The 19,250-nt window shown below is 72.6% G+C and carries 19 protein-coding genes; 11 read left to right on the plus strand and 8 right to left on the minus strand.

What is annotated here, in order from left to right; translation table 11 throughout:
- Positions 1-260: 260 nt before the first annotated feature.
- Entirely contained in the window at positions 261-1,586 is a 1,326-nt protein-coding gene (locus ACIGDI_RS20985; protein WP_399898575.1) for an alpha/beta fold hydrolase, read from the plus strand.
- Positions 1,587-1,596: 10 nt separating this feature from the next.
- On the opposite strand, the gene ACIGDI_RS20990 is transcribed toward ACIGDI_RS20985, so the two are convergent.
- A complete protein-coding gene (locus ACIGDI_RS20990) occupies positions 1,597-2,277 on the minus strand; it encodes a dienelactone hydrolase family protein (RefSeq protein WP_399898577.1) in 681 nt (226 codons plus the stop codon).
- A 205-nt stretch (positions 2,278-2,482) separates the two neighbouring features.
- Here ACIGDI_RS20990 and ACIGDI_RS20995 point away from each other — a divergent pair, with 205 nt between their 5' ends.
- Together ACIGDI_RS20995 and ACIGDI_RS21000 are read left to right on the plus strand one after the other, a co-directional pair.
- Complete coding sequence (locus ACIGDI_RS20995) at positions 2,483-3,202, plus strand: FAD binding domain-containing protein (RefSeq protein ID WP_399898579.1); 720 nt, start codon at positions 2,483-2,485, stop codon at positions 3,200-3,202.
- 21 nt (positions 3,203-3,223) lie between these two features.
- Positions 3,224-3,868: a hypothetical protein gene (locus tag ACIGDI_RS21000; protein WP_399898581.1), complete on the plus strand. Its 645-nt coding sequence runs from the start codon at positions 3,224-3,226 to the stop codon at positions 3,866-3,868.
- 16 nt (positions 3,869-3,884) lie between these two features.
- Here ACIGDI_RS21000 and ACIGDI_RS21005 read toward each other — a convergent pair whose 3' ends face one another.
- Entirely contained in the window at positions 3,885-4,625 is a 741-nt protein-coding gene (locus ACIGDI_RS21005) for a GntR family transcriptional regulator (protein ID WP_272178346.1), read from the minus strand.
- A gap of 212 nt (positions 4,626-4,837) precedes the next feature.
- Here ACIGDI_RS21005 and ACIGDI_RS21010 point away from each other — a divergent pair, with 212 nt between their 5' ends.
- Genes ACIGDI_RS21010 through ACIGDI_RS21030 form a run of 5 tightly spaced genes read left to right on the plus strand, consistent with a single transcriptional unit; the run spans position 4,838 to position 10,285 of the window.
- Entirely contained in the window at positions 4,838-5,989 is a 1,152-nt protein-coding gene (locus tag ACIGDI_RS21010; RefSeq protein ID WP_399898584.1) for an ABC transporter substrate-binding protein, read from the plus strand.
- Positions 5,986-6,885, plus strand: coding sequence for an ABC transporter permease (locus tag ACIGDI_RS21015; RefSeq protein WP_399898586.1), 900 nt, complete (start codon positions 5,986-5,988; stop codon positions 6,883-6,885). The genes ACIGDI_RS21010 and ACIGDI_RS21015 overlap by 4 nt, the downstream gene beginning before the upstream one ends.
- The gene (locus ACIGDI_RS21020) at positions 6,873-7,688 is read left to right on the plus strand and encodes an ABC transporter permease (RefSeq protein ID WP_200700293.1); all 816 of its coding nucleotides are present in this window, start codon (positions 6,873-6,875) and stop codon (positions 7,686-7,688) included. The genes ACIGDI_RS21015 and ACIGDI_RS21020 overlap by 13 nt, the downstream gene beginning before the upstream one ends.
- 3 nt (positions 7,689-7,691) lie before the next feature.
- Positions 7,692-8,768: an ABC transporter ATP-binding protein gene (locus ACIGDI_RS21025; RefSeq protein ID WP_399898588.1), complete on the plus strand. Its 1,077-nt coding sequence runs from the start codon at positions 7,692-7,694 to the stop codon at positions 8,766-8,768.
- Positions 8,769-8,818: 50 nt separating this feature from the next.
- Entirely contained in the window at positions 8,819-10,285 is a 1,467-nt protein-coding gene (locus tag ACIGDI_RS21030) for an HAD-IA family hydrolase (RefSeq protein ID WP_399898590.1), read from the plus strand.
- Between the two features lie 24 nt (positions 10,286-10,309).
- Here the strand turns inward: ACIGDI_RS21030 and ACIGDI_RS21035 are convergent, their stop codons facing one another.
- Complete coding sequence (locus tag ACIGDI_RS21035) at positions 10,310-10,723, minus strand: SRPBCC family protein (RefSeq protein ID WP_399898592.1); 414 nt, start codon at positions 10,721-10,723, stop codon at positions 10,310-10,312.
- 306 nt (positions 10,724-11,029) lie between these two features.
- Between ACIGDI_RS21035 and ACIGDI_RS21040 the strand changes: the two genes are divergently transcribed.
- From ACIGDI_RS21040 to ACIGDI_RS21050, 3 genes are all read left to right on the plus strand, one after another.
- The gene (locus ACIGDI_RS21040; protein ID WP_200700297.1) at positions 11,030-11,404 is read left to right on the plus strand and encodes a hypothetical protein; all 375 of its coding nucleotides are present in this window, start codon (positions 11,030-11,032) and stop codon (positions 11,402-11,404) included.
- Positions 11,405-11,596: 192 nt separating this feature from the next.
- Positions 11,597-11,962, plus strand: a complete 366-nt coding sequence (locus ACIGDI_RS21045; protein ID WP_200700298.1) for a helix-turn-helix transcriptional regulator — start codon at positions 11,597-11,599, stop codon at positions 11,960-11,962.
- Positions 11,963-12,076: 114 nt separating this feature from the next.
- Entirely contained in the window at positions 12,077-12,544 is a 468-nt protein-coding gene (locus ACIGDI_RS21050) for a hypothetical protein (protein WP_399898595.1), read from the plus strand.
- Here the strand turns inward: ACIGDI_RS21050 and ACIGDI_RS21055 are convergent.
- The 5 genes from ACIGDI_RS21055 to ACIGDI_RS21075 form a co-directional block, all read right to left on the minus strand.
- Positions 12,526-13,554: an MASE1 domain-containing protein gene (locus ACIGDI_RS21055; RefSeq protein WP_399898598.1), complete on the minus strand. Its 1,029-nt coding sequence runs from the start codon at positions 13,552-13,554 to the stop codon at positions 12,526-12,528. The two genes, ACIGDI_RS21050 and ACIGDI_RS21055, sit on opposite strands and share 19 nt — an antisense overlap.
- A 60-nt stretch (positions 13,555-13,614) precedes the next feature.
- On the minus strand, positions 13,615-14,442 hold the full coding sequence (locus tag ACIGDI_RS21060) for a PP2C family protein-serine/threonine phosphatase (protein ID WP_399898601.1): 828 nt from the start codon (positions 14,440-14,442) through the stop codon (positions 13,615-13,617).
- A 137-nt stretch (positions 14,443-14,579) separates the two neighbouring features.
- Positions 14,580-16,220, minus strand: coding sequence for a phosphoglucomutase (alpha-D-glucose-1,6-bisphosphate-dependent) (gene pgm, locus ACIGDI_RS21065; protein ID WP_272178339.1), 1,641 nt, complete (start codon positions 16,218-16,220; stop codon positions 14,580-14,582).
- An 81-nt stretch (positions 16,221-16,301) separates the two neighbouring features.
- Positions 16,302-17,477 carry a serine hydrolase domain-containing protein gene (locus ACIGDI_RS21070; protein ID WP_399898604.1) on the minus strand — a complete coding sequence of 392 codons (1,176 nt, stop codon included), beginning with the start codon at positions 17,475-17,477 and terminating at the stop codon, positions 16,302-16,304.
- 109 nt (positions 17,478-17,586) lie between these two features.
- Positions 17,587-19,179 carry a serine/threonine-protein kinase gene (locus tag ACIGDI_RS21075; RefSeq protein WP_399898607.1) on the minus strand — a complete coding sequence of 531 codons (1,593 nt, stop codon included), beginning with the start codon at positions 19,177-19,179 and terminating at the stop codon, positions 17,587-17,589.
- Positions 19,180-19,250 lie beyond the last annotated feature (71 nt).

Raw genomic sequence — 19,250 nt, forward strand, 5'->3', positions numbered from 1 at the left:
CGAATCCGCCGCGAATCATCGGCCCGGAGGCACGTGCGACCCGCACGGCTCGTCCGACTTCATATTACTGAAACGTAACCTTCCCGGGGCTACCCCCGGTAACACCGACCTCGGTACCGTCCTGACACTTCGTCTAAGAACGGCGCGAGGTGCGGTGGGACGACCGCGCTCTCGTGCCGTCGGCACCTGCCCCACCAGGTCATCAGCCGCCCGAGCCGAAGACCGAGGCTCGGCCTCCCACCCCGCACCGGAGGCTCGTCATGCCCGTTTCCGCACGCCACCTCGCCGTGGCCGTCACCACCGCCGCGTGTCTCGGCGCCACCGCCGTGCCCGCCGCATCGGCGTCGCAGACCGACGCCGTCGTCTCCCGCGGCGTCACGATCCCCGAGTTCTACAACCCGCCCGCCACCCTGCCCTCGGCCGACGGCGCACTCGTGCGCAGCGAGCCGCTCCATCTCGCGCTGAGCCTGCCGGGCGTCGACGGGCCGCTGCCGGGGAAGGCGACCCGGCTGATGTACAAGTCGACGGACTCCACCGGCAGCCCGATGGCGGTCACCGGCGCCTACATCGAACCGACCACCGCCTGGAAGGGCAGCGGCGACCGGCCGCTGGTCGCCCTGGCGCCCGGCACCCTGGGGCAGGGCGACCAGTGCTCGGCCTCCCTCGGCCTCGAACACCCCCTGCTCCTCAACGGCCAGACGGTGTCGATCGGCTACGAGGACCTGGCGGCCTACCGCCTGCTGTCCGAGGGCGTCGCCGTCGTCGTCACCGACTACGCCGGGCTCGGCACCACCGACCGGCTGCACACCTACGTCAACCGGGTCGACGAGGCCCACGCCGTGCTCGACGCCGTCCGCGCGGCACGCTCCCTCCCGGGATCGTCGATCACCTCCACGTCACGCGTGGGCCTGTTCGGCTACAGCCAGGGCGGCGGCGCCACCGCGGCCGCCGCCGAACTGCAACCCTCCTACGCCCCCGACGTCACCCTCTCCGGCACCTACGCGGGCGCCCCGCCGGCCGACCTGGTCGCGGTGACCAAGGCCATCGACGGCAGCGAACTCGCGGGCGCGCTGGGCTGGTCGGTCAACGGCTTCCTGCAGTCCGACCCGGCGCTGGTGCCGATCGCCGACGCCCACCTCAACGCGGCGGGACGGGCGGCCATGAAGGATCTGTCGACCATGTGCGTGGGGGACGCGCTGTTCTCCTACGGCGGCGCGCACAGCACGAAGTGGACCACGGACGGCTCGTCCCTCAGCGACATCATCGCCTCGGAGCCGGCCCTGCGGAACTTCCTGGCCGACCAGCGCATCGGCACCATGAAGCCGGCCTCGCCGGTCCGGGTGGCCACCGGGACCAAGGACAACCTCGTCCCGCACGCCCAGGCCCGGCGGCTCGCCGCCGACTGGTGCGCCGAGGGAGCCGACGTGACGTACAAGCCGATCGGCCAGCTCGACCTGGGCAGCGCCCTGCTCAATCACCTCACCCCGCTGCTCACCGACCAGGGCGACGCCATCTCCTGGCTGACCGACCGGCTCGACGCCGAGCCGGCCACCTCCAACTGCGCGGACCTGCCGGGCCTTTCCTGAGGCACCAGGGCTACAGCTGTACGGCGCCGTCCGCGGCGCAGGCCTCGGCGGCCAGCCCGCCGGGGCCGTGGTCCGGCCGCAGCAGCTGGGCGACCAGCTCGGCCGTGGCCCGGTGCCAGGCGCCGCTGCGCCGGAGCATCGCGTGGTCACCGCCGCGGACCGTCACCATGCCGGCCGGGGTGCCCGCCGCCCGGGCCCGGCGCACGAAGTCCGCCGACTCGGCGGGCGCCGTCACCCGGTCGTGGTCGCCGTGCACGAGCACGATCCGCACGTCGCCGAGGTGGGCGACGGGGTCCGCGGGCGGGCACCAGGGCGCCAGCGCCAGCACGCCCCGCACCAGGGGGTGGGAGGCGGCGCGCAGGGCGGCCCTGGCTCCCATCGAGTGTCCGACGAGGACGACCCTCGGGGCCTCGGCCAGCTCCGCGAGTTCGTCGAGCGCGCGCAGGGCGTCGTCGGCCGGATCGCCGGTGTTCCAGCCCCGGTAGCGGTAGTGGACCTGCCCCAGCAGGGCGTCCGCGGGTGCCGCCGCGGCGGCCGCCCGCAGCACCGGGTGCATACGGAGCGCGGCCGCCTGCCAGGGGCGCACCGCGCGGCGGCTCACCTCCTGGCCGCCGTGCAGCGTCACGATCGCGGTGGAGAAGGACTGCTGCGGGGCGCGCCGCACGATCAGCGCGGACTCGTTGCGTTGCACCCTTCCACCATGCCTCATCCCCGCGGCGCCCCGGCTCCCGGGCGGCCCCGACGCCCGGTCCTCCGCACGGCAGGGGGCGCACGCACAGCCCGGTGAGCCCTGCATGCGCCTCCACCACCGCGGGGAGGATGTGCCGTGTCGGCGGCCGCTCGGCCCGGACATCGCGTACCCGAGCTCCACCCCGTCGAGAAAGCAGGTCGGCTCCGTGCTGTTGCGTCTGCCCGAGTCCGTGTCCGAAGCGCAGGAGTGCGTCGCCGAGGGGGCGGTGCCCGTCGGCGGGGCCACGCTGGTGTGGGCGAGCTGGCAACGCGACGGCTTCCCCGAGCGGGCCATGTCACTGCGCAATCTGCCGGAGGCCAACGTCGTCGAGCGCGGGAGGCTGGGCGCCGCGGTGGTGCTGAACCGGATCGACGAGCGGGTCCCGGAGGTGCTCCGGCAGGCCGCCGCCCAGGTGGGGACCGGTGCCGTGCGCCGGACGGCCACCGTCGGGGGCAACATCGTCGGCAGCACCCTGCGCTGTCTGCTGCCCGCCGCCCTGGTGCTGGACGCGCGCGCGACGGTGCTGGAGCGGGACCGCCTCTTCGAGACCGATCTGGCCGAAGTCCTGGCCAAACAGCACCTGTTGCTCAGCCTCCACTGGTCCGAGCCGCTGGTCAGCGGCTACCGCAAGCTGGAGGGGGAGGCGGGCGGTCCCCCGCCGCTGGTCGTCGCGGCCGCGGTGCACGCCGGGGAGGAGGGCCCGGCCCGGGTGCGCGTCGCGGTGCGCGACGGCTACGACGTCCTCGCCGCCGGCGTCCCGCGCGGCGACGGTGCCGGGCCGACCCTGGACAGTCTGCGGGACACGGCCGTCGGCACGCTGCACGTGACGGGCTGGGAGGTCGTACGCCGACACGTCACCGAGCTGCTGGAGCGGCCGGCGGCGTAGCGGCACCGGCATACTGGGCGCATGCGTCTCGGGGTGGTCACCGCGATCCTCTACTGCCTGCAGTTCAGCCGGGAGTTGGACGACGGCGAGGTCGAACGCATCGCGGCCATGGTCCTGGAGCGGCCCTTCTACGATCTCACGGTCGAGGAGCAGTACGCCGGCATCGAAGCGGTGCTGGCCGCACCGGCCTGGGAGGACGATCTGTCCTGGCAGCCGCACCGCGAGGCGGCCGTCCGGGACTTCCTGCGGCGGCTGCTCCAACGCCTGGACGCGCTGCGGCCGTGGCGGGAACCGCCGTACCGGAGCCTGGCGTTGGAGCGCTGGGAGGAGTACCGGAGCGGGCGGCTGCTGGCGCACGTGCGGCTGTACGCGCCGCCTATGGACCCGCTGTTCTCCCGTCTGCGGCCCGTGCCCGGGGACGAGCACCAACTGCGGGCGGCCCTGCTGCGGCTGCGCTCCGGGGACGAAGTGGCCCTGGTGGCGCCGCCGTTGTCCGGCGCGGGGGACGCGGTGCTGATGGCGCTGGCCCCGCACCGGCCGGCCCCGCAGGTGATCGAGGCGTTCGTCACCCACACCGGGTACGCGCGCGAGCGCGTCTCCCCCGCCGTGCGGCGGTGGTGGCGGCGACCGGTGCTGCCCGCGGGCGTGCGGCCCACCGGGGCGTGAATCCGCGGCCCGGTGGTCAGTCGGCCGTCTTGCGGGCGAGGGCGTTGTTGTCGATGGAGTTGTGCACGCTGAAGCTGACGGCGTCCGAGCGGTAGCGGTCGTCCGACCACTCCACCGGGCGGCCCTCGCGGGTGGTGGTCACGCGGCGCACGCGCAGCAGCGGGCTGGTGCGGCGGATGCCGAGGAGTTCGGCGTCCTGCGCGCTCGCCGCGACGGCGTCGATGACGTGCTCGCCGTAGGCGAAGACGAGACCGGTGCTCTCGTACAGCAGTTGGGTGACGGAGGCCGCGTCGGGGTCGATGGTCTCGACGGCGGGTGAGATCCAGCCGGCGTACACGGTGCGCTCCACCAGGACGGGCTCGCCGTCCAGCCCGCGCACCCGCAGGACGTGCAACACCTGTGTCCCCTCGCGCAGTTGGAGACGGGCGGCGTCCTGGGCGGTGGCGGGCAGGTACTCCTGGGACACGACATGGCCGGTCGCCTCGCGGCCCATCGCGCGCGCCCACTGGGCGAAGCTGCGCAGTTCGGCGAAGCTCTGGCTGCGCCGGCTGGCGAGGACGACCCGGCGGGCGCCCTGCCGGGAGCCGATGAGCCCCTCGGCGGTCAGCGCGGCGACGGCCTGACGGACGGTGCCGCGCGAGACGCCGTAGTGGGCGGCGAGCTCCGTCTCGGGCGGCAGCCTGCTGCCCACCGTGTACTCCTCGCGGTCGATCGCCCGCCGCAGTTCGTCGGCGATCTCCTCGTGTCGCGTCGCCACCGTGCCCCTCCGAGTCTGCTGCTGTGCGCAGCGTGACCACCCTAAACGAGGTCGGCGGCCGGTCGCGCTTTCCCCGAACTGTGCAGGGAATGGGAGGTCACAATTTCGCCACTGTTTACGAAGGCGTCACCACAGGCAGCATTACTGAGGCCAACTTGTTCAGACAAGTTCTCAGTCTTTGTGCGTCCCCTGCGCCCCCTTCTGGAGTCCCCGTGTCCCAGCCGAGAACAGCCGCTCTGGCCAGCTCCCTCGCCGTCGTCGCCGCGCTCGCCCTGAGCGCCTGCGGCGCGGCCCCCGACAACGCGTCGACCACCGCCGACGGCAAGAGCGCCGCCACCGCCACCTCCGCCGCCGACTTCGGCGGCATGTCCAAGCTGGTGGCCGCGGCGAAGAAGGAGGGCACGCTGCACGCCATCGCGCTGCCCCGCGACTGGGCCAACTACGGTGCCCTGATCGACGGCTTCCAGAAGAAGTACGGCATCAAGATCCAGGTGGAGAACCCCGACGGCTCCAGCCAGGACGAGATCAACGCCGTGACCTCCCGCAAGGGCCAGGACCGCGCCCCGGACGTCCTCGACCTCGGCTCCTCCTTCGCCCTCAGCGCCGCCCAGCAGGGCCTGCTCGCGCCGTACAAGGTGGCCGCCTACGCCGACATCCCGGCCGGCCAGAAGGACCCGCAGGCCCGCTGGTACAACGACTACGGCGGCTACATCTCCATCGGCTGCGACGCCAAGCGCGTCAAGACCTGCCCGACCACCTTCGCGGACCTGCTCAAGCCGCAGTACAAGGGCCAGGTCGCCCTCAACGGCAACCCGACCAAGTCCGGTTCGGCCTTCGGCGGCGTGTACGCGGCCGCGCTCGCGAGCGGCGGCTCCTACGACGACGTCCAGCCCGGCCTGGACTTCTTCGCCAAGCTGAAGAAGAACGGCAACTACACGCCCGTGGAGTCCACTCCGGCGACCGTCGAGAAGGGCGAGACGCCGATCAGCATCGACTGGGACTACCTCAACGCCGGCTACGCCGACGAGTTCAAGTCCAAGGGCGTCGACTGGAAGGTGGCGGTGCCCACCGACGGCAAGTTCTCGCAGTACTACTCCCAGGCCGTCAACAAGGACGCCCCGCACCCGGCGGCCGCCCGCCTGTGGCAGGAGTACCTCTACAGCGCCGAGGGCCAGAACCTGTGGCTCAAGGGCTACGCCCGCCCGGCGCTGATGACGGCCATGGACAAGGCCGGCACCCTCGACAAGGAGGCCGCCGCCAAGCTGCCCGAGGTCTCCGGCACGCCCTCCTTCCCGACCGAGGCCCAGCAGTCCAAGGCCAAGACGGTCATCGCGCAGGGCTGGGCGAAGGCCGTCAGCGGATGACGGCGACCCTCACGGGCGTGGACGTGGCGCCGCCGGTCACCTCGGTGAAGCGGCGGCGCCGTGCCCCCGGCTGGCTCGCCGTCGTCCCGCTGCTCGTGTTCACCGCGATCGCCTTCGGGGTGCCGGCGATCGCCATGCTCGACGGCGCCTTCAGCGTCAAGGACCAGGCCACCGGCGCCAGTTCGTACAGCGCCGCGAACCTGACCACCTCCCTGCACGGCGCGTATCTGACCGCGCTGCTCGGCAGCGTCAAGCTGTCGGGCGTCTCCGCCGGCATCGGCACGGTGCTCGGGCTGCCGCTCGCCCAGGTCGTGGTCACCTCCCGGTTCCGGGCGCTGCGCGACGCCGTGCTCACCGCGTCCGGCGTGCTCGCCAACTTCGGCGGCATCCCGCTGGCCTTCGCCTTCGTCGCCACGCTCGGCAACGCCGGCGTGCTGACCCGGCACCTGGGCCTCACGAAGGCGGGCTGGGACCTCTACAGCTTCTGGGGCCTGGTCATCGTCTACCTGTACTTCCTCATCCCGCTGATGGTGCTCACCATCACGCCGGCCCTGGAGGGCCTGCGCGCGCAGTGGCGGGAGGCCGCGCAGAACAACGGGGCCACCACCGTGCAGTACTGGCTGCATGTCGCCCTGCCCGTGCTGCTGCCCTCGCTGCTGGGCGGGTTCGTGCTGCTGTTCGGCAGCGCGTTCGCCGCGTACGCCACCGCCGCGGCGATGGTGGGCAGTTCGGTGCCGCTGGTGACGCTGCAGATCGCCGACGCCATCTCCGGCAACGTGCTGGTCGGCCAGGAGAACGTGGCACTGGCCCTCAGCCTCGACATGGTCCTGGTCGCGGGCCTCGTCATGGCCGTCTATCTGCCCCTGCAACGACGGAGTGCGCGATGGCTCGCCTGAACCCGTGGCGGTGGGTCGTCCTCGGCCTGGCCGCGCTGTACTTCCTGGTGCCGCTCGCCTCGTCGGTGATCTTCACCGTGGACGTGCCCGGCCAGGGCGTCACCTTCGACGCCTACTCGCAGATCGTCTCCACCGACGGCTTCGTCTCCAGCCTGCTGCTCTCCCTGGAGCTGGCACTGGCGACCATCGCGATCGTGCTGCTGCTGATGGTGCCCGCCATGGTGGCCCTGCGGCTCGGCGCGCCCCGGCTGCGGCCGGTGGTGGAGGTGATCTGCCAACTGCCGCTGGTGGTCCCGCCGATCGCCTTCGTCGCCGGGATCTCCACCGTCCTGAAGTGGGGGCCCGACTACCTCTCGCGCACCCCGCTGTTCGAGACGTTCGTGGCCATCCAGAACCCGAGTTTCCCGTTCGTGCTGGTCATGGCGTACGTCGTGATGGCGCTGCCGTTCGTGCACCGGGCGCTGGACGCCGGACTGCGCGCGATCGACGTGCGCACCCTCGTCGAGGCCGCCCGCAGCTGCGGCGCGAGCTGGCCGCAGGCCCTGCTGCGGACCGTGCTGCCCAACCTGCGCGGGGCGCTGCTGAACGCGGCCTTCCTGACCCTCGCGCTGGTCCTCGGCGAGTTCACCGTGGCCCAGCTGCTGGGCTTCCAGCCGTTCGCCGTGTGGATCTACAGCGTCGGCGGCTCGCAGGCCCAGCTGTCCGTCGCCGTGTCCGTGCTCAGCCTGCTCGTCACATGGGCCCTGCTCCTGGCGCTCGCCGGTGTCGGCGGCCGCACCCGTACCGCTTCGTCCCGGGGATGAACCATGACCGCCACCACGCTTGAGAAGGCCGCCGTCGACAAGGCCGCCACCGTCGAATTCCGCGGCCTGCGCCGGGAGTTCGGGGCCACCGTCGCCCTGGACGGGCTCGACCTGACCGTGCGCCCCGGGGAGTTCCTGGCGCTGCTGGGCCCCTCCGGGTGCGGCAAGACCACCGCGCTGCGCATGCTCGCCGGGTTCGAACACCCCGACGCCGGGGAGGTGCTGGTCGACGGCAAGGACGTCACCGACGTACCGGCCCATCGCCGCGACGCCGGGATGGTCTTCCAGTCGTACAGCCTCTTCCCGCATCTGAACGCGCTCGACAACGTCGCCTTCGGGCTGCGCATGCGCAAGGTGGGCACCGCCGAACGCCGTTCCCGCGCGGCCGAGTTGCTGGAGCTGATCGGTCTCGCCGACAAGGGCGACCGGTTCCCGCACCAGCTCTCCGGCGGCCAGCAGCAGCGCATCGCGCTCGCCCGGGCGCTCGCCCTGCGGCCCCGGGTCCTGCTGCTGGACGAGCCGCTGTCCGCGCTGGACGCCAAGGTACGGCTGACGCTGCGCGAGGAGATCCGCCGGCTGCAGCAGGAACTCGGCATCACCACCCTGTTCGTCACGCACGACCAGGAGGAGGCCCTGTCGATCGCCGACCGGGTCGCCGTGATGCACGCGGGCCGGCTGGAACAGTGCGCCGAACCCGCCGAGTTGTACGGACGGCCCGCGACGGCGTTCGTCGCCGAGTTCGTGGGCACCATGAGCCGGATACCGGGGCACCTGGCCGGGGACACGGTCGAGGTCCTCGGGATGCGGCTGCCCGCCGAGGGGACCCTGCCGCAGGCGTCGGAGATCGACGTCCTGGTGCGGCCCGAGGCCGTACGCGTCCAAGCGGACGACACCGGCGGGGCGACCGTGATCGCCACCGCCTTCCTCGGCGCCTCCACCCGGCTGACCGTGCGCCTCGCCGACGGCACCGAGGTCAAGGCCGACCTGTCCACGCACGAGGCGGCCACGCTCGGCGCGGGGGCCGCCGTCCGGGTGTCGCTGCCCGAGCGGCCGGTGCTGGTCGCCGAACGAACGGCGTGAGGACACCCGCCGGCTCCCGGCACCTCCCCCCACACACGAAAGAAGAGACCGTGACCCGACCCCCGCTCCAGGCCGTCCTGTTCGACATGGACGGCACGCTCGTCGACACCGAGCGGCTGTGGTGGGAGGCGGTGCAGGACGTCGCCACGGGCCTCGGCCGGCCGCTGACCGAGGCCGACCAGCCGGAGGTGCTCGGCCGGCCCGTCGAGCACACCGCCGACTGGCTGGGCCGGCTCACCGGCACGCCAGGGCTCGCCGGCCGTCTGCACCGCGAGTTCACCGACCGCGTCCGCACCGGCATCGTGCCGCGCCCCGGCGCGCTGGCCCTGCTGGACGCCCTCGCCCGTGACGGCGTGCCGATCGCCCTGGTCACCGCCTCCCCGCGGTCGGTCGCCGACAGCGTGCTGGCCGTGCTGGGCGCCGACCGCTTCCGGGTGTCGGTCACCGCCGACGACACCGCCAGCACCAAGCCCGCCCCCGACCCCTACCTCGCCGCCTGCCGCGCCCTCGGCGTCGAACCGGCCCGCTGCGTGGCCGTCGAGGACACCCCCACGGGCGTCAGCTCCGCCGAGGCGGCGGGCTGCGCCGTCCTCGCGGTGCCGTCGCTCGCCCCCATCGAGGCGGCGCCCGGGCGGACGGTCGTGGCCAGCCTGGAGGACGTGACCGCGAATCGGCTGCGGGGCCTGGTCCGGCCGCGGCTGCGCGTGCTGAGCTGGAACCTCTGGTTCGGCGGCGCGAAGGTCGACGACCACCGCGCCAAGCAGCTCAAGGTCATCCTCGACACCGAGGCCGACGTGGTGGGACTGCAGGAGACGGCCGGCACGGCGGCCCGGGAACTCGCCGAGGCACTGGGCTGGCACCACCACCAGGCCGGCGAGAACCTCGGCATCATCAGCCGCCACCCGATCACGGCCCGCCTCGGCGACCCTGCCGTCGGCTTCTACGGGGCGGCCGGCGCCCGCATCCGCCTCGGCGGCACGCGCGAACTCGACGTGTGGACGGCCCACCTGCACTACACGCCGTACGGGCCCTACGAGGCCGCCTTCGACGGGCTGCCGCCGGCCGAGCTGGTCGCCCACGAGGACGTGCGGCTCGGGCAAATGCGGCAGGCCCTGCGGCAGATCGCCGAGGCGGCCGGCGCGATGACGCCGGTCGTGCTCACCGGCGACTTCAACTGCCCTTCCCACCTCGACCGGACGGACGTCGCCTGGCCGGTGACCAGGGCGGCCGAGGAGGCCGGGCTGCGCGACTCCTACCGGGAGGCCCGCCCGGACCCGGTGCGCGACCCCGGGCACACCTGGTCGCCGGTCCACCCGCGGCACGAGAACGACCCCTCGCTCCCGGAGCCGCAGGACCGGATCGACTACGTGCTGCACAACGGGCGCGGCCTGCGGGTCCTCGACTCCCGCACGGTCGTCACCGGCGTCCCGCGCCCCTGGCCCGACGTCGCCGGCAACGACTGGCCCTCGGACCACGCCGCCGTGCTCACGACGTTCGAGCTGAACCCGCCGGACTGACCGGGGGCGGACGCCCGGCCGCCGTCACCCGGCGGCGTTGTCGACCCGCAGACGCACCTGCTCCTCCAGCCGCTCCAGGCTGTGGTCGAGGGCCTCGCACGCCGCCGCCTCACCCGGGTCGTGGGCGTCCTCGAAGAAGGACAGGTGCACGGTCACCTCGCTGGTGCCGGTGTCCATGCCGGCGACCTGGAGCCAGCCGGCGTAGCCGCCGTCCTCCCGGGTGCCCCACTCCAGGCGCATCTGGTCACGGCTCCGCCGCAGGAGCGCGGGTGTGTCGTGGTCGGTGCCGTCCTCGTGGACGGTGACCGCCGGCAGGTCGTCGGGGCGCACATCCAGCTCGCCCGGCAGCCAGCTGTCCAGCTGGCCGACGTTGGCCGCCTGGTCGAAGACGTGCTCCGGCAGGGCGGGCATCGTGCGGGAGCGTTCGTACTCGGTCATCGTTCATCACCTCCGCGATCGTGGCGCAGCACACGACGCGTGCCCTTTTTGAGGTGATTGAACCCGGGGCCCAGGCATCGGCCGACGAAGGCGGCCGGGAGGCTCCCGCGCGGGTGCCGGACGACAACTTGTCTCCCCTGTACGCCAGTTACCGTCCACCGAACGGTCTTCCGGCGTCGTTTCCCGTCCATCATCCGTCAGTCCCGGAGACTCGCGTCCCGCGCCCCGGCCGCGCGCCTACCTTCCGAGGACCGGGCGGGCCGTCGGTCCGTCGCAGCCGACAACGCATTCGAAGGGGTGGGCGCCATGGCGAGCGTGGAAGTGTCACTGAAGGAAATGATGGCCGGTGTCGAGGGATCGGTGGGGGCCGCGGTGGTCGACTACACCAGCGGAATGGCCCTGGGCACGCTGGGCGGCGGAAAGGACCTCGACCTGACGGTCGCGGCGGCCGGCAACACGGATGTGATCCGGGCCAAGGTGCGCACGATGGAGCAGTTGGGGCTCAAGAGCGGGATCGAGGACATCCTGATCACACTCGACCGGCAGTACCACCTGATCCGTCTGGTCACCGGCCGCAACGGCAACGGCCTGTTCCTGTACCTCGTACTCGACAAGGAGCGGTCCAACCTGGCGATGGCACGTCACCAGCTCAAGCGCGTCGAGGAACAGCTGGAGGTCTAAAGATCTCCCCGGCGTCCGGGTGTCGTGCGCCCATGATGTGAAGACTTCTTCAACTCACCACATCAGCATGATCCCAATTCGTGCCTGCGCACGGCCCCGGGCGGCCAGGATCGGTTCCGAAGGGCAGCCGCGGCGTCCTCGGGGCCGCCGCTCCATGGCAACCGCACCCGACCCGGCAGGGAGAGAGCACTGATGCAGGTCCCCCTCTACCAGGCCAAGGCGGATTTCTTCCGCATGCTCGGGCATCCCGTGCGCATCCGGGTTCTGGAGCTGCTCCAGCACGGTCCGGTCCCCGTGCGGGACCTGCTGGCCGACATCGAGATCGAACCGTCCAGCCTCTCGCAGCAACTGGCCGTGCTGCGCCGCTCCGGGATCGTGGTGTCCATCCGGGAGGGCTCCACCGTCACCTACGCCCTCGCGGGCGGTGACGTCGCCGAACTGCTGCGCGCGGCCCGCCGGATCCTGACCGAGCTGCTGGCCGGGCAGAACGAACTCCTGGCCGAGCTGCGGCAGGCCGACACCTCTCCCCCGCCGGTGTCCACGAGCGGCCGTGTCTGACGGCGGGCGGGGAAACCGCCGCCGGCGCGTTGCTCCGCCCGAGTGGTGGATCCGTGCGCCCGGCCGTAGCGTCGAATCGGGACGGACGATGGTGGCTCGCGCTCGGGAGCGGTCATGCGCGGACAGGTAATCAGTACGGCGGTCGCACTCTGTTTCGCCGCATCGCTCACGGCGGCGGCAGCGGCACCTCCCTCGGCGGCCCGCTCCGCGCCGGAACCCGCCGCGCAGGCCGCACGGCCGGCGACCGGTCCGGTGCTCGTCGACTGCTTCTGGCACGCACGGGTCCGCCCGGCGAACTTCATGCTCGCCTGCGGGGACGGCAACAGCCGCCTGGCGTCGCTGCGTTGGACGACGTGGGGCCGGGACTCGGCGAGAGCGCAGGGCGTGAACTGGGTCAACGACTGCAAGCCGTACTGCGCGGCGGGCCGGTTCCACGCCTACTCCGTGGTCGTGCGGCTGGACCACGCGAAGCCGTGGAAGAAGCATCCGCGGCTGCGGCACTACACGCGGATGACCCTCGTCTACAACACCGACCGGCCGCGCTCCTTCCCGCGGACCGTGGTCTATCCCCTGTGGGACTGATCCTTCCCCTCGGGTGAGCCCTGATCGCCCGCGTCCAGAGGCGACCGGGCCTGGAGGGACTCGCCTGCGGTGAGGTGTTCCAGCACCTCGACGAGTTCCCTGCAGGCCTGTTCCACCGAGCGCCTGGTGTGGAGCTGTTCGGCGATCACCGCCGACAGCAGGAGAGCGGTCAGGGCCAGCGCGCCGTTGAAGGCCTGGAGCTTGATCATCACTTCGATGCGGGACATCCGGGAGAAGGGCCCCACCTGGTCCGTGGCGGCGACCGTGGCCATGACGGAGGCCAGGGCGGCGCACAGCATGCTGCCGGCGAGCTGGAAGCGCAGCGCGGCCCAGATCACCAGCGGGTAGACGAGGAAGAGCAGGCTGACGTCGCTCCGGGTGGCGAAGGGTATGAGGCCGCCGGCGATGAGGGCCAGGCCCGCGGCCTCCTTCCAGCGGGGCGTGCGCGGGAGCCGGTGCACCCGCCACAGCACGAGCAGGACCGGGGTGACGATCAGGACGCCCATGGCGTCGCCGGCCCACCAGGTGGACCAGACGAGCCAGAAGCCGCCGGCGGCGAGCTTGCCGGTGAGGACCAGCAGTCCGGCGCCTGCCGTCGCGCTGACCAGCATGGCGGTCAGCGCCGCGAGGAACACCAGGGCGAAGCCGTCCCGCAGTCGGGCCAGGTCCGTGCGGAAGCCCACCCGGCGCAGCAGGTAGTAGGCGCACACGGGGGCCGCGGTGTTGCCCACCAGGGTGCCGACGACGGCGGGCTGGATCGAGGTGATCGATATGACGACCAGCAGGGCGCCCAGTGCGATGCCGGGCCAGGAGCGCATCCCGAACAGCAGCAGGCAGGCGACCGCGACGCCGGTGGGCGGCCAGATGGGGGTGACCACGGCGCCGTCCACCAGCAGCTGCCGCATCAGCCCCAGCCGTCCGGCGGCGAAGTAGCAGGCGGCGACGGCCGTCACCTCGAGGGCATAGCCGACCGCTCGGCGCAGATCCTCGGTACCCACCACACCTGCCATCACACACCGACCACGCCGACTGTGCGAGGCGAGCGGCATCGCCCACCCGCCGTGCGGCGCCTACGGCGTCTCGACCCCGTCGTGGCCGACCACCAGTACCGCCGCGTCGTCCTCATGTCCCACCCGTTCGGCGACCTTCATCACCGCGGCGGCGAGTGCGCCCGCCTCCATGCCGGCGACCGCGGCGATACCGGCGAGGCGGACCACCTGGTCGAGGCCCTCGTCGACGCTCAGGGACGGCCCTTCGACCACGCCGTCCGTGACCAGGACGAAGACGCCGCCGGTGGTGAGCCGCGACCGGGTGACCGGGAAGTCGACGCCCGCCACGATGCCCAACGGCGGGCCCCCCTCGCCGTCGGCGATGCCGGACCGCCCGTCGGCGGTGGCCCAGATGTGCGGGATGTGCCCGGCCCGGGCGCTCTCGAGCACCCCGGTGGCCGGGTCGAGCCGCATGAAGGTGCAGGTGGCGAAGAGGTCGGTGCCGAGGGACAGCAGCAGGTCGTTGGTCCGGGACAGCAGCTCTCCGGGCTCGCTGGTCACGGAGGCGAGGGCGCGCAGTCCGACCCGGACCTGCCCCATGAAGGCGGCGGCCTCGATGTTGTGGCCCTGGACGTCGCCGATGGACAGGCCGAGGTGCCCGTCGGGCAGGGTGAAGACGTCGTACCAGTCGCCGCCCACGTTGAGCCCGTGGTAGGCGGGGGCGTAGCGGACGGCCAGGCGGAAGCCGCGGGCGACGGGCAGGTCCCGGGGCAGCATGCCGCGCTGGAGGGCGATGGCCAGCTCGACCCGGGAACGCTGCACCTCGGCGAGTTCGCGCGCCTGGGCGGTCAGCGAACCGAGTCGGGCGAGCAGTTCGTCGCCCTCCTCCGCGTCGCGCATGGTGGACATCGATCACTCCGGCGGGGCCGTGGGCCGTGGCCCCTTCAGGGCAAAACCCCCGAATTCACATTCAAGAGGATGATAGCGACAAGCGGGGGTGGACCGACGACCTCGCGTCGGTCCGCCCCCGGTACGAAGCCGCCGCGTCAGCCGCCCAGCGCCGCCATGACCACGTCCTTCGCCTCGTCCTGCACCTGGGCGAGGTGCTCGGGCCCGCGGAAGGACTCGGCGTAGATCTTGTACACGTCCTCCGTGCCGGAGGGACGGGCCGCGAACCACGCGTTCTCGGTGGTCACCTTGATGCCGCCGATGGACGCGCCGTTGCCGGGCGCCTCGGTGAGCACTCCGGTGACCGCCTCCCCGGCGAGGGTGTCCGCGGTGACCTGCGCCGGGGAGAGCTTGCCCAGCAGCGCCTTCTCCTCCCGCGTCGCGGGGGCGTCGATGCGCGCGTAGGCGGGTTCGCCGAAGCGGTCCGTCATGGCGGCGTAGTGCTCCGACGGCGACTTCCCGGTGACCGCGGTGATCTCGGACGCGAGCAGCGCCAGGATGATGCCGTCCTTGTCCGTGGTCCACACCGAGCCGTCCCGGCGCAGGAAGGACGCGCCCGCCGACTCCTCCCCGCCGAAGCCGATGGAGCCGTCGACCAGCCCGTCCACGAACCACTTGAATCCGACGGGCACCTCGACCAGCCGTCGGCCCAGGTCGGCGGCGACCCGGTCGATCATGCCCGACGACACCAGGGTCTTGCCGATCCCCGCCTGCGCGGGCCACTGCTCGCGGTGGCTGTAGAGGTAGGAGATCGCGACGGCGAGGTAGTGGTTGGGGTTCATCAGGCCCGCGTCGGGGGTGACGATGCCGTGCCGGTCCGCGTCGGCGTCGTTGCCGGTCGCGATCTGGAAGCGGTCGCGCTGCTCGATGAGCGAGGCCATGGCGTAGGGCGAGGAGCAGTCCATGCGGATCTTGCCGTCCCAGTCCAGCGTCATGAACCGCCAGGTGGGGTCGGCGAGCGGGTTGACCACGGTCAGGTCGAGGCGGTGCTGCTCGGCGATACGGCCCCAGTAGGCGACGGAGGCCCCGCCGAGCGGGTCGGCGCCGATGCGGATTCCTGCGGAGCGTACGGCGTCCAGGTCGAGGACGTTCGGCAGGTCGGCGACGTAGGCGCCGAGGTAGTCGTGGCGGCGGGTGGTCTCGGCCGCCAGCGCCCGGGTGTACGGGATGCGCTTCACGTCCTTCAGACCGCCGGCGATGATCTCGTTGGCGCGGTCCTGGATCCAGGAGGTGGCGTCCGAGCCGGCCGGTCCGCCGCTGGGCGGGTTGTACTTGAAGCCGCCGTCGGCGGGCGGGTTGTGCGAGGGGGTGACCACGACGCCGTCGGCCAGGCCGGAGGCGCGGCCGCGGTTGTGGGTGAGGATGGCGAGCGAGACGGCGGGGGTGGGGGTGTAGCCGTCGGCGCTGTCGATGAGCACGGTGACCCCGTTGGCGGCGAACACCTCCAGGGCGGTGACCCGGGCGGGCTCGGACAGGGCGTGGGTGTCGGCGCCGAGGAACAGCGGCCCGTCGGTGCCCTGCCCGGCGCGGTACTCGCAGATCGCCTGGCTGGTGGCGGCGATGTGGTCCTCGTTGAACGCGGTCGTCAGGGACGATCCGCGGTGCCCTGACGTGCCGAACGCGACCCGCTGCCCCGGGTCGGCCGGATCCGGGTGCAGCGCGTAGTACGCGGTGACCAGCCGGGCGACGTCGACGAGGTCCTCGGGGCCGGCCGGGCGGCCCGCTCGCTCGTGCTGCATGTGCCCGCTCCTCCACATCGGTTGTCCAAACTGCTTGCCGCCCCATCTTCCCTCGCCGGGGCGGCAGGCAGCGAGAGCGGGTCAGTGCCCGGACCGGCCGAGCAGCGCGCAGACGAAGTTCTCCTGAACGGCGCGCAGCCGCTGCAACAGGTCCGGCTTCAGCGCCTCGTTGATCTGGGTCGTGACCGAGAAGGTCAGGGAGCGGCGGCCGTCCGGGGTCGCGGCGATGAGCTGGGTGTAGCCGGGGAAGTTGCCGGTGTGCCCGAGGACGACACCGCACCGGGTGGTGTAGCGGAACAGCGCCAGTCCGGCGGAGTTGCGCCCGGGACCCGCCGGCTGGGACGCGCCGTCGATCCAGTGCCGTTGCTGCCGTACGACGTCCGGCCCGTACAGGCGCCCGCCCGCGTAGCCGCGGATGAAGCGGGTCATGTCGGCGGGGGTGGAGATGATGCCTCCCGACGCCCAGGAGCCCGAGGCGCTGAGGAGTTCGCTGACGTCCTCCGGCGGCGCGGGCGGGGTGACGTCGTAGCCGTGCAGGTAGGGCTCGGGGATGCGGTAGCCCTGGGGCAGGCTGGTGTCGCGCAGGTGCAGCGGGCGGTAGACGAGTTCGCGCAGGAGCTGTTCGTACGGGGTGCCGGTGACGGCCTCCGCCATGAGGGCGACGGCGATGTTGTCGGAGTTGGAGTACTGGTAGCGGCTCCCCGGGGGGAACTCCAGGGGCCGGTCGGCGACGAAGTCGAGCAGGCGCCGGGAGTCGAAGTGGTGGTGGGGGTCGGCCGCGACGATGCTGCGGAACGCGGGCGAGGCGGTGTAGTCCGGCAGACCGCTGGTGTGGGCGAGCAGCTGACGCAGGGTCACCGCGGCCCAGGCGTGCGGAAGTTGAGGAAGCCGTTGACCGATGGTGTCGTCCAGTCCCAGGGCATGCCGGTCGACCAGGGTCAGCGCGACCGCGCCGCTGAAGGCCTTCGCCGTGCTGGCGATGCGCATGTGGTCGTCGGGGGCCGGAGGGCGGCCGGTGGCGAGGTCGGCGACGCCCGCGCGGACGACGCGGGTGTGGCGGTCCCAGCGCAGTACGGCGATGACACCGGGCGGTCCGCCGGACTCGTGCGTGAGCTGCTCGGCCTGGCGGTACAGGTCGTCGTGGTGCGGTGCCGGGGTCGCTGCGGTGCCGGTCGCGGCCGGGCCCAGGGCCGTGACACAGAGCGCGACGCAGCCGGAGATCAGCAGTCGGGAACGGACGGTGAAACGGTGGGGCATGGGCACTCCTGGCGGGGGCGGGACTGCGGTGCAGGCCCAGCCTTGCCGCTCGTCCCGGCCCGCGCCCTCCGGTGCTGCTGCATCCGGTCGAACGGCACCTCTCCCGCCGTCACGCGTCGGCCGGGTACAGCTTCGTGACCTTGCCCTGCGGGGTGGCTTGGAGGTAGCCGGTCTCGCCGTAGTCGTTGGTGAGGTAGACGCGGATCGAGGCGGGCTGGTCGAAAAGGGTGCTCGGGGGCTGGATCAACACATAGGTGAGTGTCGGCTTGTCGACATGGAGCTCCTTCTGGCCCGTGGCGAGCAGGGCGGGCACCGCGTCCCAGTTGTAGTTCTTCAGGCTCACCGGGGTGGAGCCGCTGGTCAGGGTGCCCTTGATGATGCCCTTCTCCACTCCGGTCGCCGGGCGGTAGGTGTAGGAGTCGAAACGCGTCTTGCTGCCGGGGACCATGGCGTCCGCCGACACGTACTCGGGGTAGACGTGGAAGGCACCGAAGGTGTTCCTGCCCGTCTCGTCCTCGATGGCCTTCAGGGCCTTGCGAATGGCGGTGGGCGTGAGCATGCCGGTGGCGAGCTTCGACGTCCCGCCGGGCACCGCCGACGCCGAGGGCTTCGTGGGCGTCGGGCTCTGCCGCGCAGTCGTATGCCTGGTCGGTCCCGCGGACCCCGACGGGCTGTCGCCCTTGTCGCCACCGGACAGGGCCAGCCAGGTCACCCCGCCCACCAGCACGGCACCCGCGGCGACGGAGGCGATCACGGCACGGCGCGAGCGCCCGGGTCGGTCCACGACGGTCTCGGGCGGCAGCGGCGCCGACGGCGGTCGCGGAGGCGCGAGCGGGTAGGAGGTCGTGCCGGGACCGCCCGTGTCCTGCGCCGCCGTGGCGAGCAGGGCGTCGATCGCCTCGGCACCCGGCCGCGCCGCGGGATCCCGCACCAGCACGCGTTCGAGTACGTCCGTCAGCGACCCGGCCTGCTTGGGCGGCGGTACCTCTTCGTGGAGTACGGCGGCCAGCGTGGCCAGGGTCGTTCCGCGCCGCAGCGGGTGGTGGCCCTCGACGGCGACATACAGCATCATCGCCAGCGACCACAGGTCCGCCGCGGGACCGCCGTCGCCGCCCGTCACGCGTTCCGGTGCCATGTAGTCGGGGGTGCCGATGATCGAGCCGGTCGCCGTCAGGGCGGTGGCCTCGCGGACGGCGGCGATCCCGAAGTCCGTGAGCACGGGGCGGCCGTCGGTGCGCAGCAGCACGTTGGCGGGCTTGACGTCGCGGTGCTGGACGCCCGCCACGTGCGCGGCGCGCAGGGCGTCGAGCACGCCGCGGCCGATGCGGGCGGCCTCGGCGGGCGCCATGGGCCCGCCGGCCAGCCGGTCGGCGAGCGAGCCGCCCTCGACGAGTTCCATGACGATCCACGGATAGGTGCCCGGTCCGCCGTCGACGATGTGATGGATCGTCACGACGTTCGGGTGCTGGACCCTGGCCAGGGCGCGGGCCTCGCGCAGCACCCGCTCGCGGAGCATCCGCGCGCTGTCCGGGTCGTACTCGGCGAGGCCCGGGTCCGCGGGGCGGACCTCCTTGACGGCCACGGCACGGTGCAGCAGCAGGTCGCGGGCGCGCCATACGGTGCCCATGCCGCCGCCACCGAGCCTGGTCTGCAACTCGAAGCGGTCGTCGACGATGCGTCTGCCGCTCTCCCCGTCGTTCATGGCGAGGAGCTTAAAGGACGCCTCGGACAGCCCGTGTCCCGCACCTCGGTCCGGTGCGGGACACGCTCGCA

It is taken from the genome of Streptomyces sp. NPDC085900 (genome assembly GCF_044540925.1).
GTDB classification, from domain to species: Bacteria; Actinomycetota; Actinomycetes; order Streptomycetales; family Streptomycetaceae; genus Streptomyces; species Streptomyces gilvifuscus.